Below are 14,727 nucleotides of genomic sequence, written 5' to 3'. Positions count from 1 at the left end.
ATATTTTTTCCCAGCCCGCGGCTGCCTCCGGTCACCAGTGCAATTTTGTTATCAGTTGCCATATTGTTTGTTTTAAATGGATGGCACAAAATTGCTGGTCCCGACGGGTTAGGCTATGGTGACAGTTTCCGTTTAAATGGTGAGCATTTCAGTTTTTTCGCGCTCCGCCCGCCAGTACTCCTCGCGGTACTGCTTCGGAGTGACTCCCTGAAACCGCTTGAAGAACTTGGTGAAGTTGGAGGGGTCGAAGGTGAGTATAGCGGCAATGCTGGCAACGGACTGCTGTGGATCGGTTAGCATGGACCGGGCTATGGTCATGATTTTTTCTTCGAAGAAGTAGCAGGGTGCCTGGCCCGTTGTGAGCTTGATAGTGTTGCTCAGGTGGGTGGGATGAATGTGCAGCTCGTCGGCTATGTCCCGAATCTCATACATCTCGGTAACCCGTCCGGCCAGCAGGTCGGCCAGATGTCGGTCAATCACCATCAGGAAGTCGGCAGTGATTTCGTGCTGCCGGGCGGCTATTTTCTTGGGTAATGTGTAAGCGGCCATGTTCGATCGATAAGCCAGGGGTTACCCAATGAACCATTTTACGTGCTGTTTTGATCAGTATCGCCCGGCAATTCGTGGCGCAAAGTGACCAGACCCATGGGAAAACACCGGCCCCCCTGTACCTTTGCAGCCGGATTTTAAAGAGTCAGCGACGGAACGGATTCCAGGCCTGGTACCTGTTCCGTCGCTGACTCCTTCACTCTTTCGCTCTTACCACATGGAATACCGCATCGAGAAAGACACGATGGGCCAGGTTCAGGTGCCGGCCAACGTTTACTGGGGCGCGCAGACGCAGCGTTCCATCGAGAATTTTAAAATTGCTCAGGACATCAATAAAATGCCCCGCGAAATTATCCGGGCGTTTGCGTACCTCAAGAAAGCGGCTGCGCTGACCAACCTCGATGCCGGGGTGCTGGCGCCGGAAAAAGCAGAACTGATCGGCCGCGTCTGCGACGAAATTCTGGAAGGAACGCTGGACGATCAGTTTCCGCTGGTTGTCTGGCAAACCGGCTCGGGTACCCAGTCGAATATGAACGTCAACGAGGTGGTGGCCTACCGGGCGCACGTGCTGCAGGGCGGATCGCTTACCGACGAGAAGAAGGCGCTGCACCCGAACGATGATGTAAACAAGTCGCAGTCGAGTAACGATACCTTCCCGACGGCCATGCACATTGCCGCCTACAAGATCCTGCTGGACGTGACCATTCCGGGCATTACCAAACTGCGCGATACGCTGGCGGCCAAGGCGAAGGCCTTTATGCACGTCGTAAAGATTGGCCGCACCCACTTCATGGACGCGACCCCGCTCACGGTGGGGCAGGAGTTTTCGGGATATGTGTCTCAGCTCGATCACGGTTTGCGGGCAATCAACAACTCGCTGGCTCACCTGAGCGAGCTGGCGCTGGGCGGTACGGCCGTCGGAACGGGGATAAACACCCCGCCCAACTACGCTGACAACGTGGCCAAACACATTGCCAGCCTGACCGGTCTGCCGTTCGTTACAGCCGAGAATAAGTTTGAAGCCCTGGCGGCCCACGATGCCATTGTAGAAGCCCACGGCGCGCTGAAAACGGTAGCGGCCAGCCTGATGAAGATCGGCAACGACATCCGCATGCTGTCGAGCGGTCCGCGGGCGGGGATTGGCGAGTTACACATTCCGGACAACGAGCCGGGCAGCAGCATCATGCCAGGTAAGGTAAACCCGACCCAGTGCGAAGCCATGACGATGGTGGCCGCGCAGGTGATGGGCAACGACGTAGCGATCAACATCGGCGGTATGAACGGCCATTTCGAGCTGAACGTATTCAAGCCGGTTATGATCTATAATTTCCTGCATTCGGCCCGGCTCATTGGCGACGTATGCGTATCGTTCAACGACAAATGTGCCGAAGGGATCGAGCCGATCGAAGCCAACATCAAAAAGCACGTCGATTCGTCGCTGATGCTGGTAACGGCGCTGAATACCAAAATTGGCTACTACAAAGCCGCCGAAATTGCACAAACCGCCCATAAAAATGGCTCTACGCTGAAAGAAACGGCCCTGCAACTGGGCTACCTGACCGAAGACGAGTTTAACGAATGGGTGAAGCCCGGCGATATGGTTGGCGAGCTGCCTGCCTGACGATAGCCCCTGCCGAACTAAACACCCGAAACAACACGGGCCGGATGACAGCATCCGGCCCGTGTTGTTTCGGGCCGCGCCAGGTTGTACTTTGTCGGGTACTTTCGCCACCGCCTTATGCTCCATCAACTTCCTCTGTACGTTAGCCTTGTCTTCGGCGCCACGACGCTGGCCACGGTCTGGCTGTTTTACCGGGCCAGTCGGCAGTCGATCCTGGTATTGGTCGTTCTTCTGGCCTGGATGGCGCTTCAGGCGGGCCTGAGTCTGGCGGGGTTTTACCGGCAGACCGATGCGATGCCTCCGCGTTTTCCGGCCCTGGTGATTCCCCCGCTTCTGGTACTGATTGGGCTGCTGCGAACCGCCGGGGGGCGTCGGTTTCTCGATTCGCTCCGGCTGGACCAGCTGACTTTACTGCATACCGTACGCATCCCGGTCGAGCTGGTGCTGTTCTGGCTGTTCGTTGCTGGCGCGGTGCCGAAGGAAATGACCTTCGAAGGACGGAACGTCGATATCGTGTCTGGTCTGACGGCGCCGGTGGTATACTATCTGGCATTTGTCCGGAAGCGGTTGTCTGGGCGGGGGTTGTTGATATGGAATCTGATCTGTCTGGGTTTGCTGGTCAATATCGTGCTGACTGCGGCTATGGCTGTTCCCTCGCCTGTTCAGCAGATTGCGTTCAGTCAGCCCAACATAGCCATCCTCTATTTTCCGTTTGTATGGCTGCCATCGGTGGTGGTGCCCATTGTGCTGGTGGCTCATGTGTCATCGCTACGTCAGTTACGCCGGAAAGCGTCGGAGAAGCAGACGGATCTGTTTACACACTGAACCCCGCAGATCGGAGCCTCTGGGGTCAGGATACACCATTTACTAACAAGGCGTCTCACTTATTGGGTAAGTTCGGTTAAAACAACAGCCCAATGCCTTTTTGGTGTATAGCTGCCCAGGCAACCCGTTTGGTAATCGGTCAAACCTCTCTACGTGCCCATGTTCTACGATTCAGAAAACCCGGCCATCGCGTTGATAGGCCTTGGCGAAACCGGAACTGCCGTTGGCAATCAGCTGCACAAGACAGCTATCCGGAACCTTGTCCCGATCCTCTGCGATACCGATCCGGACCGGCTTCGGGCCTCTCCGATACCCAATAAACTGTTTGTGGAGTCCGGGAGGGAGCGTGCCGACGCGAAGTGGCACCTGGCCGATGCGTTTAATGAGTTGCCGGCGCTGGGTGAGCTAGCCCTTGTCGTAACGGATCTTCGAACACCTGCCGACTGCGAACTGGCGCCAATCCTGGTCGAGCTACTGGCCGAATACGGGCTGTTTACGGTAGTGTGTATTGGCTTGCCGCCAGATCTGGAGGCTGCGCAGCAGGATCTGGCTAACCAGACCATGCATCGCCTGCAGGCCGAGGCCGACAGCCTCTGGGTATACCCGCTGTCAGAAACGGCCTGGTCGCAGCAGGTTGATCAGTTTACCAGCGCGGTTGGCAAACTGGCTACGTTCGGCGAGTCCATGCTGGGTCATGTCGATTTTATGGACTTTAAAAAAGTGGTCAGTAAGGCACGATTAACGCTGACAACGGCCAGAGCCAGGGGCCAAAGCCGGTCGGCCGAGATTATGCAGGAACTCACTCGTCAGCTGAACCAGCAGCTGGCAACCAGCGAATCGGGCGTATACCGGGTGTTGCTGGTTATGAGTTACAGCGACGATAAGCCGCTGCTTGTGCGTGAACACGTGGACCTGTCAAACTGGGTCAGTGATGTCGTCAAAACCGAGCCCCGTATGTTTAAGCTCGGGATGTTTGCCGATCCTGAACAGGGCGAATGGCTCGATGTGTCGGTACTGATCGGGATGCCCGTTACGGACGCTTCAGCTGGCCAGACCAGCCGATAGCCACTCACGCCTTTGGTCCATAACAAGGTTTAGAAACCCGCTGCCTGCCCGTCTTTTCGGGATTCTGTAGCGCCGTGGTAGATCTTGTTCTTGGCATCGTACATAATGGCCTGATAGCCGCCGTATCCGCCCAGGCCATAGCCTACCTTATGCCCCCTGCGCATCAGCTCGCGGATGGTTTCGTAGGGGTAGCCCGACTCGAGGGTAATCAGACCGGAGTCGGTCATTTTCTCGCCCGTCGGTTCCGATGATCCCTGGTGGTCGATCCGGGGGGCATCGCCCGCTTCCTGTGGGTTCATGCCGTAGTCGATCATGTTCATCACGATCTGAACATGACCCAGCGGCTGAAAACTTCCTCCCATCACCCCGAAACTCATAAAAGGCTGCCCGTCTTTGGTGATGAAAGCCGGAATAATGGTCTGGAAGGGCCGTTTGTGGGGGGCGTAAGTGTTATTTTGCCCGTCGATGAGGCTATATAACTCGCCCCGGTCCTGAAGCATAAAGCCCAGCCCATCAGGAACCATGCCCGACCCGAATCCGCGGTAGTTGCTCTGGATCAGCGATACCATATTACCCTCTTCGTCGGCCACCGTGAGGTAGATGGTGTCGCCCTGTTTGAGCGCCGGGTTACCCGCATCGACCCGGCTGGCGGCCCGGTTCAGGTCGATCAGGGCTCGCCGTTCTGCCGCGTAGGGTTTACTGATCAGCGCCTGAACCGGAATCGTAGCAAAGGCCGGGTCGGCGTAATATCTGGCCCGGTCTTCGAAGGCCAGCTTCTTGGCTTCAACGAACCGGTGAATGTGTTCCGGGCTACCCCAGGGAATTGTCGAGAAATCGTAGCCTTCCAGTATGTTCAGCATCTGCAGGGCCGCGATACCCTGGCTGTTGGGGGGCAGCTCCCAAACGTCGTACCCGCGGTAGTTGGTCGATACGGGTTCGACCCACTCGGAGGTATGATCGGCCAGGTCGCGGGCACTCAGGTAGCCGCCCATCTTTTTCATGAACGCGTCGATCGTCTGCGCTATATCGCCTTTATAAAACGCATCCCGACCGCCTTTGGCAATTTTTTCGAGGGTGTTGGCCAGCGCCGGATTTCTGAACAGCTCGCCCCGCTTGGGCGCGGCTCCGGTGGGGGCGTAGGTTTCTTTAACGTTAGGGTACTTGCCGAAGCGCGCAACCATTGTGGGCCAGTAAAAAGCCGCTTCGTCATGAACGGGGTAGCCTTCGCGGGCGTATCGGATCGCGTGGGAAAGAATATCGGTCATGGGTGCTTTACCAAACCGTTTGTGCAGCGAGAACCACCCATCCACGCAACCCGGCACCGATACCGGTAGGGGACCGTCGGCGGGGATGTGTGTCAGCCCCCGTTTCTGGAACTCGGCCAGGGTCAGCGTATAGGGCGACCGCCCCGATGCGTTGAGACCGTACAGTTTTTTGGTTTTGGCATCCCACACGATGGCAAACAGATCGCCCCCGATCCCGTTTACGTGCGGCTCTACCAGGCCTTCCATCGCGTTGGCGGCAATAGCGGCATCGATGGCGTTACCGCCCGAGCGCAGCACCTGAAGCGCGGCCTGCGTCGAGAGCGGATGCGAGGTGCAGGCCATACCGTGACGAGCCATCACGACCGCCCGGGTGGCAAAGGATTTGCCGCTGAGCCGGTCCTGGGCGATCAGACGGGGAAGCAACAGAATCAGCAGACAGAGGGTAGCGATCAGCTTGTTCATGGGTGGGGCAGGGCTAAAAAAAGATGTGCCACGACCAGGCGGCCGTGGCACAAGATACGTAAATCGAGCTATTTATGCAGTAACATCGCTCTGGCGTAGGATACCCTAACGTAGGGTATGCTAACGGGTTACCTCAGGTGTTTGCTCGTCGGTGGTCAGTCCCAGCACTTCGCTGGTTTGCCGGCGGAGTTGCTGACCCAGTTCCGGATTGTTGGCCAGTACCTGCCCATAGGACGGAATCATCTGCTTCAGCTTGGTCTGCCAGTCGGCCGAGTTCATTTGCTCCGGGAAGCACCGCTTGATGAGGTCGAGCATGATCGATACCGCCGTCGACGCGCCCGGCGAAGCCCCCAGCAGGGCGGCAATGCTGCCATCGGCCGCGCTCACGACTTCGGTGCCGAACTCAAGAACGCCCCCCTCTTCCTCATCTTTTTTGATGACCTGTACCCGCTGACCGGCAATCTCCAGCTCCCAGTCGTTCATCTGAGCGTTGGGAAAGTATTCGCGCAGGGCGTTGAGCCGATCCTCGGGCGACTGCATCACCTGCTGAATCAGGTAGCGCGTCAGCGGTATGTTATGCAGACCCGCCATCAGCATAGGAGCCATGTTGCTCAACTGAATCGACTTGGGCAGGTCGAGGTACGAGCCGCTTTTAAGGAACTTGGTCGAGAACCCCGCGTAAGGTCCGAATAGTAACTCCTGTTTGCCATCGATCATACGAGTATCCAGGTGCGGCACCGACATGGGAGGGGCGCCAACCGAAGCTTTCCCGTAGACCTTGGCGTGATGCTGTTCAATAACAGCGCGGTTGGTGCATTTGAGCCACTGCCCACTTACCGGGAAGCCCCCGTAGCCGCGGCTCTCGGGAATGTCGGATTTTTCGAGCAGGCGCAGCGAACCACCGCCTGCTCCGATAAAGACAAACTCGGTCTGTACATCGCGGGTTTTACCGTCGTTCAGGTTTTCAACTCTGATTTTCCAGCCGCCCAGACTTTTGGAGCGCCACAGATCGCGCACGTCATAGCCAAAATGCATGGTTACGCCGTCCATCTGCTGTAACTTCTCGAACAGGCAGCGGGTCAGCGCGCCGAAGTTGACGTCGGTACCGATATCCATCCGGGTGGCGGCAACGGGCTGTGCCGGGTCGCGGCCTTCCATTACCAGCGGCATCCACTCGGCCAGTTGAGCAGGCTCTTCGGAATACTGCATGCCGTGGAAGAGGTAGTTCTGCTGGAGTGCGTCGTAGCGTTTGTGCAGGTAGTTCACGTTGTCTTCGCCCCAGACAAAGCTCATGTGGGGAATGGAGCGGATGAAGTTGGGCGCATCTTTCAGGAAACCCTGTTCAACCAGGTAGGCCCAGAACTGCTTCGACTGCTCGAACGATTCGGCAATCTTGATGGCTTTGGCGGTCTCAACGCTGCCGTCTTCGCGCTCGGGGGTGTAGTTAAGTTCGCAGAAGGCTGAGTGACCCGTACCGGCGTTGTTCCAGGCGTCGGAGCTTTCTGCTGCGGCACTGTCCAGACGCTCGTAAATCTCGATCGTGATGCTGGGTTGCAGTTCCTTGAGCATGACACCGAGGGTGGCGCTCATGATACCGGCTCCAATCAACACGACATCAGGACCTTTTTCAGTTGTATTCGTATGTTTTGCCATAATGGTAGCTGGGGGATTCCCATACTCATCTACAAAATTAGTAGGTCTGATGTTCGGAAAAGTAAGGCTGTTGCTCCGTAAAGGGGCCGATCCGTGAGGTTTCTGGGAAAACGCAACTTTATCCCGTAGCAGTACCAAAAAAAGGTGCGCCCAGCCACGATCCCAATGGGTTGGCTGAGCGCACACTAAGACCGATGTGGCTCTGGGGCAGGGCCTTCCGGCATAATACCCTCAGCCAGTCGACAGCGTGTTATGCCGTAGTTTAGCTGGCCCGCAGTACCTTTTCGAGCCACTTCATGGTGATCAGGTAGGTCGGCTTGACCCCCAGCGTACCCAGACTGCCCGATGCCAGCGTAGCGCCGGTCAGCAGCGGGTTGTCCGATGCGTAATAGGCGTATCGCACTTTCACGTCGGCCGGTACGCTGTTCCTGATTTTGAGGTGGGCCTGAATCGCTTTCTGGTAGTGGGCTCCTTCCATTTCCAGCCCAATGGCTTTCCAGGACGAATTGCAGAAGTAGCTGAGGATATCCTTGTTCTGTAACGACGTGCCCAGTACGGTAATCATGGCGCCTTCGTAGACGGCCAGCCCGTTGCCTTCGAAATCGTCTTTGCTGAAGTCATTATCCAGCGGGTAGTTGTCGGCGGTGCCCTCAAAGATGTGTGATGTCGGAATCATCAGGTCCCCTTTGTCGCCGGTCAGGATACCGGCTTTGCCCATGATCGTCACCGAGGCTACTTTCAGGGTTGCCGATTCGCTCTGGCGTTCGTAGGGCTTCAGCAGTTCGTCCATCGTCTCGAAAGCCTGCTCGCCGAAGGCGTAGTCCATGACCAGCAGCAGGGGTTGGTTTTCCTGAACATAGACCGGGTCGGGGTTCAGTTCGGCGGGCAGGTTCGATACGTCACAGCGCGACAGATCGATCAGCTGTACCAGCAAACTGGTGCCAGCGGTGTCTTCCAGCACATGCATGCCATGCTCGGCTGCGTACCGAGCGACCTGCTCCCGCAGCTCCCGCTGGTTTGGCTGGCTCAGGGTCATGGCCAGGTCGTAGAGGTTATCCCAGGTGGTGGTTCCTTTCAGGGCGGCCGGTGCGTAGAGGCAATTCATGACACTGTGCGGATTGGCGCTGATGATGTGCAGCGGCCGGTCCTGCAGGTTGTTTTGCCAGATGTATTGTTTGATGCGGGTCGCCCAGCGCTCGCCATAGAGATGCTGGCCGATGCGTTCGCGCAGCATGGGGGTGAAGTTAATTTCCCGGTCTACGTTCGATTCGCGTACCTCGCTGATCGAAACGCTGCCCAGGCCGTAGACAATCTGAAACAAGCCGTTGTTGGTGCCCGCGGTTTCTTCGAAACGCCGGTAGGCCCGCTGGGTTTCTTCAAACGTGCGCCCCAGTATAGAACTCAGGTAGGTCAGGGCCAGCTCCCGCTCATCGTCGGTAACGGTGCCGCCCGACCGGATGATGGCTTCGAGCTTTTCCCACTCGCGCGATTTACTACCCCGCTCCTGGAAGGCGTTGCGCCTGATCTTGTCGGCCTCCATAAACATGAAGGTCAGGTGGGTCAGGATATCGTAGATTTCGCTTCGGCCGTTGGTTACCTCAATGACCATCTGCTCCTGATCGATACGGTAGCAGTTGCGCCGACGCTTGGCAGGTACGAGCACCGGGAAATGGGAATTCTCGAACCCTTCGCGCGAGGCCAGGGTGATGACCCGACAGGCTTCAATCCCCTTAGGGAGCCGGTCCATGACGTAAACCAGACCGTCGAGCTCAACCCGCTGGGGGTCGCCAACGAGTCCGTAGATTTCGGGTTGCAGCGTCAGCAACGCCCGTCGGATCTCTTCGCCCGATACGCCCGATGGTTTGTAAAACCCCCGGTTAAAGAGGTGACGCATGGTAATATAAAGCCGTTCAATAGCAACGCGCGACTCCTGAGCGCGGGTGAGTGGGGGAGATGGTTGATCGTTCATGACGATAGGCAGCGAATCAAATTGATTCGCAAGTTACATGGTCTGGTGTATCGGGTCGGTTAACTCCTTGTGAAATTGCCCCGCACGCGTACATTTGATGATGACAACCACTCATCAATCATGCGTAAACGTATTCTCTTTTTTCTGCTTCTAACGGCCCCCGCCCTGGCCCAACACGTACGAATAGGCAGCAATGGCCAGCCCGAACCGTTTGCCCATACGTTTTCTATCGTTGCCCGCGACGAAAAAACCGGCGACCTGGCCGTTGGCGTTCAGAGCCACTGGTTCTCGGTGGGTACCTCGGTGTCGTGGGGCGAGGCCGGGGTAGGGGTGGTCGCTACGCAGTCGTTCACCAACAAATCATTTGGTATGCGGGGGCTGGCGCTACTCAAAGCGGGAAAAACGGCCCAGCAGGCCCTGGATGAGTTGCTGCGTACCGACGAGGGGCGGGATGTACGGCAGGTTGCTATTGCCGACGCTAAGGGCAATGTAGCCGTGCATACCGGTAAAAAATGCATCGACTTCGCCGGTCATCAGAAAGGGGCTACCTATTCGGTTCAGGCCAATATGATGCTGAACAACACGGTGCCTGCGGCAATGGCGGGGGCATTCGAGAAAAACGCCGGCATGCCCCTGCCCGAACGGGTACTCTCGGCCCTGCAGGCCGCCCAGGCCGCCGGTGGCGACATTCGTGGCCGGCAGTCGGCGGTGCTGTTGATGGTGAAAGGCCGCGCATCAGACACCCCCTGGGACGATAATCACCTGGTCGACCTGCGCGTCGATGATGCCGAACAGCCGCTGGCCGAGCTGGACCGGCTGTTACGGACGCATCGGGCTTACGAACACATGAACCGGGGCGATCTGGCCACCGAAAAGAATGATATGAAAGGGGCTATGGACGAGTACGGCGCGGCCATGAAGCTGTTTCCGGCCAATCTGGAGATGCAGTACTGGACGGCCATTGCCCTCGCCAATACCAAACAGGTTGATCGGGCGGTGGTCATGCTGAAACGAATTTACGAGGCCGATCCCAACTGGCGGGAACTGACCCGGCGGTTGCCCAAAGTCGGGCTACTAACCGTATCGGCCGCGGAATTAGCGAAGCTGGTCAACTGATTATCGGCTATTTTTAGGCCATGAACTACAGGCTCTACGCCTTCTTGCTGGCCTGGCTGCTGGCAGTCAGCACCTTTGCTCAGCCCCAGCCGGTTATGTCGACCAGGCCCGACCCGTCTGGTATCAGACAGGGGCGCTTTATTGGCGTGGTGGCCGGAACCGCGGCTTTCTATACCGTAACGCTACTGGTGCTGCGAAAGCAGTGGTACAAAAAGCGGGTGCCTTTTCACGCGTTCAACGACAATCGGGAGTGGTTGCAGATGGACAAGGTCGGTCACGCGGCTACGGCCTACTGCATGAGCCGGGGCGGTTACGAACTCATGCGCTGGAGCGGGGTAAACGAGCGAACCAGCATCCTGACCGGCGGTTTGCTGGCGCTGCTGTTTCAGAGTACGCTGGAGGTTTTCGACGGCTATTCTGAAGGATGGGGCTTTTCGAAGGGCGATATGCTCGCCAACGCGGCCGGAACCGCTTTGTTTATGGGCCAGCAGTACGGGGCCGGGCAGCAGATCGTTACCCTGAAGTACGGGTTCCGGAAAACCATTTTTCCCCAGTACCGGCCCAATCTGCTCGGAAAAACAACCGGGCAGCAACTGCTTAAAGACTATAATGGGCAGCAATACTGGCTATCGGTTAATCTGGCGTCGGTCGTACCGGTTGGCCCTCAGTTTCCGCGCTGGCTGAATCTGGATATCGGCTACAGCGGAAGCGGTATGATCGGGGGGCACGATAACCCCAGGGTCTGGGACGCTAATGGCAATGAAGTCAGGTTCGAGCGGTACCGACAGTTCTTTATCTCGCCCGACGCAGATCTGTCGAGGGTTGGCACGTTCAGCCCGTCGTTGCAGCGGTTCATCGGTACCGCCCAGTTTTTTAAGATACCGGCCCCGACACTTGAATTCAGCCGTGTAAAAGGCCTCCGCTTCCACCCCTGGCAGGTACCAGAGGACTAAAAGAGAGAAAGAGCGGTTATTATGGCCGCTCTTTCTCTCTTTTAGTCGCTCGATCACGGCTGGCTTAGTACCGCCCTCCGCCAATGTCGAAGCCTACTTTCACGCCGAGGTAGGCGTTTTTGCTCTCGATGGTCGTATTCGTCAGCCGGTTAGACGTGGTCGGGACCGCATTGTATTCTACGCCCAGAACGAAGTGACCGGCCTTGATGCCGCCCCGGATCATGCCGCCAAATTTGGTAGCGCCAACCAGGGTGACATCTTCCGGTGTCTGGCCATCGACCACTGTTACGACACCGCCCGAAGCGATGCTGTACAGCCCAGCGCCCAGACCCAGGAAAGGGCGTACTCCGCCCGTTCCGAACAGGTAATTACCGGTTATCAGGTACGAGCCGAACGCGCCGATCTCCCCCGAAACGGTGTTGCCGCTACTGATCACCGCCCGCGCTACAAGAGCCGACTCCAGGCGCAGGCCAAGATCAATATTGTCGGTGATCCCGTATTTGGGTTCGATGGCAAACAATACCCCACCTGACGCGCCCGACGACAGCGGTTTGGCAAAACCTAGAGACAGGTTTACTTTGAATGGCTTGTACTCCTGCGCCGTAGCCGAGAAGGCTGCCAGTGTGAATAGAACAATTAAGACTCGCTTCATAATGAATAATGAATGAATGGAAATAAACCGTGCAAACATACTCCTTCCCGATACCAAAACAATATAGTGTATATTTCTGGCAGACCATTCACTCCGTAGGCGTCTGGGAATAATGAACTAGGGCCGACTGCTTCTCTTGATCTAAACAGTAAGTAGTTTAACTTTACGCCCCCACCCGGAAGGAATCGCGGTTGATGCTACAACGAGTGTGCTGCTTTGATAAAGACTAAATAAATGGATGAACTATTTGATAACTATCTGCTAAAGAAGAAGATAGATGCCAATCGGTTCCGGGAGCAGGAGCCAGATCGCTACGTAATATGGGCGCGAGAGTACGCGCAAATGCACCCGGACAGCTTTACCGCTCAGAAAAAATTTCTTTTAAACGATACCCGAAGAAAGTACCTTGTTCGTTGAAAAAGTACTCTGCGGCCTGAAGGTCGGGCCGATTACCTCTGTTTAACCCATATCCTCTTTTTGCAATGAGTGTTACGTTAGGAGAACTGCGCGGTATTACGGATGCCGTTCTAAACGCCCTGAAAGGGCAAGGTTTAGGCGACAGTGACGCGCTTCTGGAAGCCGCAAAAACCCCGGGCGGTCGTAAAACGCTGGCCTCAGCAGCTGGTGTCGATGCAACCGCTATTCTGGAACTGGCCAATCGGGCCGATCTGGCCCGAATCAAGGGAATTGGTCGGGTATACAGTGATCTGATGGAAGAAGCCGGGGTGGATACGGTGAAGGAACTGGCCCAGCGGTCGCCCAACAATCTGCATGCAAAATTGATTGAGATCAACAAGAAACGGCAGTTTACGCAACGGCCGCCGTCTGTAGAGCAGGTGAGCGATTTTGTTGAGCAGGCCAAGAGCCTGCCTGGTATGCTGGAATACTAAAGGCAGCAACGCACCCGGATGATATTGACTCGTCCTGCGGAAGATTGATTGGATCGATTGCCCGCAGGACGAGTTTCGTTTAGAGGGTTATGAGCAGCCCGGCCGATGCGTAGTTGATCCAGGTGAAGTTATAAATCGTATCGACGTTGGCACCGCCTTCCACGACCCGGTACCCGGCTTTCAGACCGAAAGCATCGCTGAGCTGGTAAGTAGCTCCCGCAAAAATATCTTCGGCCCGGCCCTGTCTGGCCCCCAGCGCATCGCCCTCCAGCAGCAGGCCCAGCCGTTGCGTGGGCCGGTAGCTGACATAAAAGTTGATCAGCGGCACAAACCCCAGGTTATCGAAATTCGTATCCCGATTGCTGGTTTCGTTCGCAAACTGAACATTGGCATCCCTGATTTTGCCCGTGAAGCCCAAACCTACCCGCCAGCGCTCGTCGGCTACAAAATCGTACCGATACGTTAGCCGGTATGAGTTGAAAGTATAGTTGACCCGGGTGGCCTGCCCGGCCGGAAAAATCAGACCATTGTAATTCACATCCCGATCGAAAGCCCCATCGTAACGAACCGTAAGGGGAGCATATAGCGCAGAGATTGTGTGTCGGTTGTTAATGGTATAACCCAGCCGAATACGGTAAAAGGCGGTTGGTTGAGCCGACAGTTCGGTTGATAGGTCAACGAGAGTGCCGCCCGTATTGGGGATGCGGACTTCGTTATAAGGAGTGCCGAGAACAAGACCCGATTCGAGGTCGAGCCGGAGCTGGGCGTGAACAACCGGGCCAGAAAGCAGCAGGAAGGCCAAACAAAAGCTGAGCCGTTGTATCGTGTTTTTCAAAGCGTATTGACTGATGGTAATTCACTCAACCGGCTATGGTCGATAATGGTTTAGTGCCCGATTCGGGGTTCGCGTAGATATTGGTCCAGCCGGTTTTCCAGCTCAGACAGGCTCAGGCTCGTAGACAGTTCGCCGTTTATGGCCAGGGCGAGCCGGCCGCTTTCTTCCGAAATAGCGATAACGGCGGCATCGGTGGCTTCACTCATACCAAGAGCGGCCCGGTGCCGGAACCCCAGCGCCGGCGGTAGTTCGTCATCGTTGGAGACGGGTAAAATACAGCGCGCTGACCGGATTCGTCCGTCGCTGATTACCACGGCGCCATCATGTAAGGGGCTGTACTGGCTGAAGATAGCCAGCAGCAGCGACTTGGACAGATCGGCGTTGATGATTTCGCCCGACTGGATAAACTTTTCCAGGTCGTCATTCTTCTGCAGAACCAGCAAGCCCCCCGAAAACTCGGTGCTCAGCGCCTTGCAGGTATCGAGAATAGGCTTCAGCGTTGTTTGATGATCGGCCTGCAGCGGCTGGCGCAGGAGCCACCGGCGAATCCAGCGGCTGTTAGTGAGGTTGGTCGATTTACCAATATAAAGCAGAAACCGCCGAATCTCCTGCTGAAAAATGATGATAAGCGCCAGGGCACCCACACTGATAAAATACTCCAGTATGGTAGTCATCAGGTTCAGGCCGAGTGCCTTTACCAGCAGGTAGGCCAGGTAAACCAGCAGGTAGCCGATAAACACCCGGCTGGCCACACTGCCCCGAACAAGGTTATAAATCTGGTAGATCAACAACGCTACCAGGCCCATGTCGAGCAGGTCTAGCCAGCCAATTTCAAGAAACCCCAGTCTGAACCCCAGCATAAAGGATAAGTA

At 56.5% G+C, this 14,727-nt stretch carries 13 protein-coding genes; 6 read left to right on the top strand and 7 right to left on the bottom strand.

The window, feature by feature from the left end; genetic code table 11:
* Positions 1 to 132: 132 nt before the first annotated feature.
* A complete protein-coding gene (locus EQG79_RS01095; protein ID WP_077919961.1) occupies positions 133 to 549 on the bottom strand; it encodes a helix-turn-helix domain-containing protein in 417 nt (138 codons plus the stop codon).
* A 217-nt stretch (positions 550 to 766) separates the two neighbouring features.
* Between EQG79_RS01095 and fumC the strand changes: the two genes are divergently transcribed.
* From fumC to EQG79_RS01080, 3 genes are all read left to right on the top strand, one after another.
* Positions 767 to 2,170 carry a class II fumarate hydratase gene (fumC, locus tag EQG79_RS01090; protein ID WP_077919960.1) on the top strand — a complete coding sequence of 468 codons (1,404 nt, stop codon included), beginning with the start codon at positions 767 to 769 and terminating at the stop codon, positions 2,168 to 2,170.
* 117 nt (positions 2,171 to 2,287) lie between these two features.
* Positions 2,288 to 2,995: a hypothetical protein gene (locus EQG79_RS01085; protein WP_129599155.1), complete on the top strand. Its 708-nt coding sequence runs from the start codon at positions 2,288 to 2,290 to the stop codon at positions 2,993 to 2,995.
* Positions 2,996 to 3,154: 159 nt separating this feature from the next.
* The gene (locus tag EQG79_RS01080; RefSeq protein WP_129599152.1) at positions 3,155 to 4,060 is read left to right on the top strand and encodes an FtsZ/tubulin family protein; all 906 of its coding nucleotides are present in this window, start codon (positions 3,155 to 3,157) and stop codon (positions 4,058 to 4,060) included.
* A 29-nt stretch (positions 4,061 to 4,089) separates the two neighbouring features.
* Here EQG79_RS01080 and ggt read toward each other — a convergent pair whose 3' ends face one another.
* The 3 genes from ggt to EQG79_RS01065 form a co-directional block, all read right to left on the bottom strand.
* Entirely contained in the window at positions 4,090 to 5,787 is a 1,698-nt protein-coding gene (ggt, locus tag EQG79_RS01075; RefSeq protein WP_129599149.1) for a gamma-glutamyltransferase, read from the bottom strand.
* Positions 5,788 to 5,907: 120 nt separating this feature from the next.
* Positions 5,908 to 7,440: a malate:quinone oxidoreductase gene (locus EQG79_RS01070; protein ID WP_077919956.1), complete on the bottom strand. Its 1,533-nt coding sequence runs from the start codon at positions 7,438 to 7,440 to the stop codon at positions 5,908 to 5,910.
* A 262-nt stretch (positions 7,441 to 7,702) separates the two neighbouring features.
* Positions 7,703 to 9,409 (bottom strand): DUF6909 family protein, encoded by a 1,707-nt coding sequence (locus EQG79_RS01065; RefSeq protein ID WP_077920103.1) that lies wholly within the window; start codon positions 9,407 to 9,409, stop codon positions 7,703 to 7,705.
* A 120-nt stretch (positions 9,410 to 9,529) separates the two neighbouring features.
* On the opposite strand from EQG79_RS01065, the gene EQG79_RS01060 reads away from it, so the two are divergent.
* Both EQG79_RS01060 and EQG79_RS01055 read left to right on the top strand, forming a co-directional pair.
* The gene (locus EQG79_RS01060; RefSeq protein ID WP_077919955.1) at positions 9,530 to 10,525 is read left to right on the top strand and encodes a DUF1028 domain-containing protein; all 996 of its coding nucleotides are present in this window, start codon (positions 9,530 to 9,532) and stop codon (positions 10,523 to 10,525) included.
* A 20-nt stretch (positions 10,526 to 10,545) separates the two neighbouring features.
* A complete protein-coding gene (locus EQG79_RS01055) occupies positions 10,546 to 11,478 on the top strand; it encodes a DUF2279 domain-containing protein (RefSeq protein ID WP_129599146.1) in 933 nt (310 codons plus the stop codon).
* A 64-nt stretch (positions 11,479 to 11,542) separates the two neighbouring features.
* Here EQG79_RS01055 and EQG79_RS01050 read toward each other — a convergent pair whose 3' ends face one another.
* A complete protein-coding gene (locus tag EQG79_RS01050) occupies positions 11,543 to 12,130 on the bottom strand; it encodes a hypothetical protein (protein ID WP_077920102.1) in 588 nt (195 codons plus the stop codon).
* Positions 12,131 to 12,612: 482 nt separating this feature from the next.
* Here EQG79_RS01050 and EQG79_RS01040 point away from each other — a divergent pair, with 482 nt between their 5' ends.
* Positions 12,613 to 13,020 carry a DUF4332 domain-containing protein gene (locus EQG79_RS01040; protein WP_077919952.1) on the top strand — a complete coding sequence of 136 codons (408 nt, stop codon included), beginning with the start codon at positions 12,613 to 12,615 and terminating at the stop codon, positions 13,018 to 13,020.
* Positions 13,021 to 13,099: 79 nt separating this feature from the next.
* Here the strand turns inward: EQG79_RS01040 and EQG79_RS01035 are convergent, their stop codons facing one another.
* Both EQG79_RS01035 and cdaA read right to left on the bottom strand, forming a co-directional pair.
* Positions 13,100 to 13,855 carry a porin family protein gene (locus EQG79_RS01035; protein ID WP_240699236.1) on the bottom strand — a complete coding sequence of 252 codons (756 nt, stop codon included), beginning with the start codon at positions 13,853 to 13,855 and terminating at the stop codon, positions 13,100 to 13,102.
* Between the two features lie 50 nt (positions 13,856 to 13,905).
* Positions 13,906 to 14,715, bottom strand: a complete 810-nt coding sequence (gene cdaA, locus EQG79_RS01030) for a diadenylate cyclase CdaA (RefSeq protein WP_129601103.1) — start codon at positions 14,713 to 14,715, stop codon at positions 13,906 to 13,908.
* Positions 14,716 to 14,727: the final 12 nt, after the last annotated feature.

It is taken from the genome of Spirosoma sordidisoli (assembly GCF_004138325.1).
Classification (GTDB): domain Bacteria; phylum Bacteroidota; class Bacteroidia; order Cytophagales; family Spirosomataceae; genus Spirosoma; species Spirosoma sordidisoli.
The sequence above is the reverse complement of the archived record's forward strand: the minus strand, read 5'-3'. Positions and strand labels throughout refer to the sequence as shown.

What these genes read in the sequence shown, in the direction of transcription:
- EQG79_RS01095 (WP_077919961.1), bottom strand. Translation starts at nt 549, where the DNA reads ATGGCCGCTTACACATTACCCAAGAAAATAGCCGCCCGGCAGCACGAA.
- fumC (WP_077919960.1), top strand. Translation starts at nt 767, where the DNA reads ATGGAATACCGCATCGAGAAAGACACGATGGGCCAGGTTCAGGTGCCG.
- EQG79_RS01085 (WP_129599155.1), top strand. Translation starts at nt 2,288, where the DNA reads ATGCTCCATCAACTTCCTCTGTACGTTAGCCTTGTCTTCGGCGCCACG.
- EQG79_RS01080 (WP_129599152.1), top strand. Translation starts at nt 3,155, where the DNA reads ATGTTCTACGATTCAGAAAACCCGGCCATCGCGTTGATAGGCCTTGGC.
- ggt (WP_129599149.1), bottom strand. Translation starts at nt 5,787, where the DNA reads ATGAACAAGCTGATCGCTACCCTCTGTCTGCTGATTCTGTTGCTTCCC.
- EQG79_RS01070 (WP_077919956.1), bottom strand. Translation starts at nt 7,440, where the DNA reads ATGGCAAAACATACGAATACAACTGAAAAAGGTCCTGATGTCGTGTTG.
- EQG79_RS01065 (WP_077920103.1), bottom strand. Translation starts at nt 9,409, where the DNA reads ATGAACGATCAACCATCTCCCCCACTCACCCGCGCTCAGGAGTCGCGC.
- EQG79_RS01060 (WP_077919955.1), top strand. Translation starts at nt 9,530, where the DNA reads ATGCGTAAACGTATTCTCTTTTTTCTGCTTCTAACGGCCCCCGCCCTG.
- EQG79_RS01055 (WP_129599146.1), top strand. Translation starts at nt 10,546, where the DNA reads ATGAACTACAGGCTCTACGCCTTCTTGCTGGCCTGGCTGCTGGCAGTC.
- EQG79_RS01050 (WP_077920102.1), bottom strand. Translation starts at nt 12,130, where the DNA reads ATGAAGCGAGTCTTAATTGTTCTATTCACACTGGCAGCCTTCTCGGCT.
- EQG79_RS01040 (WP_077919952.1), top strand. Translation starts at nt 12,613, where the DNA reads ATGAGTGTTACGTTAGGAGAACTGCGCGGTATTACGGATGCCGTTCTA.
- cdaA (WP_129601103.1), bottom strand. Translation starts at nt 14,715, where the DNA reads ATGCTGGGGTTCAGACTGGGGTTTCTTGAAATTGGCTGGCTAGACCTG.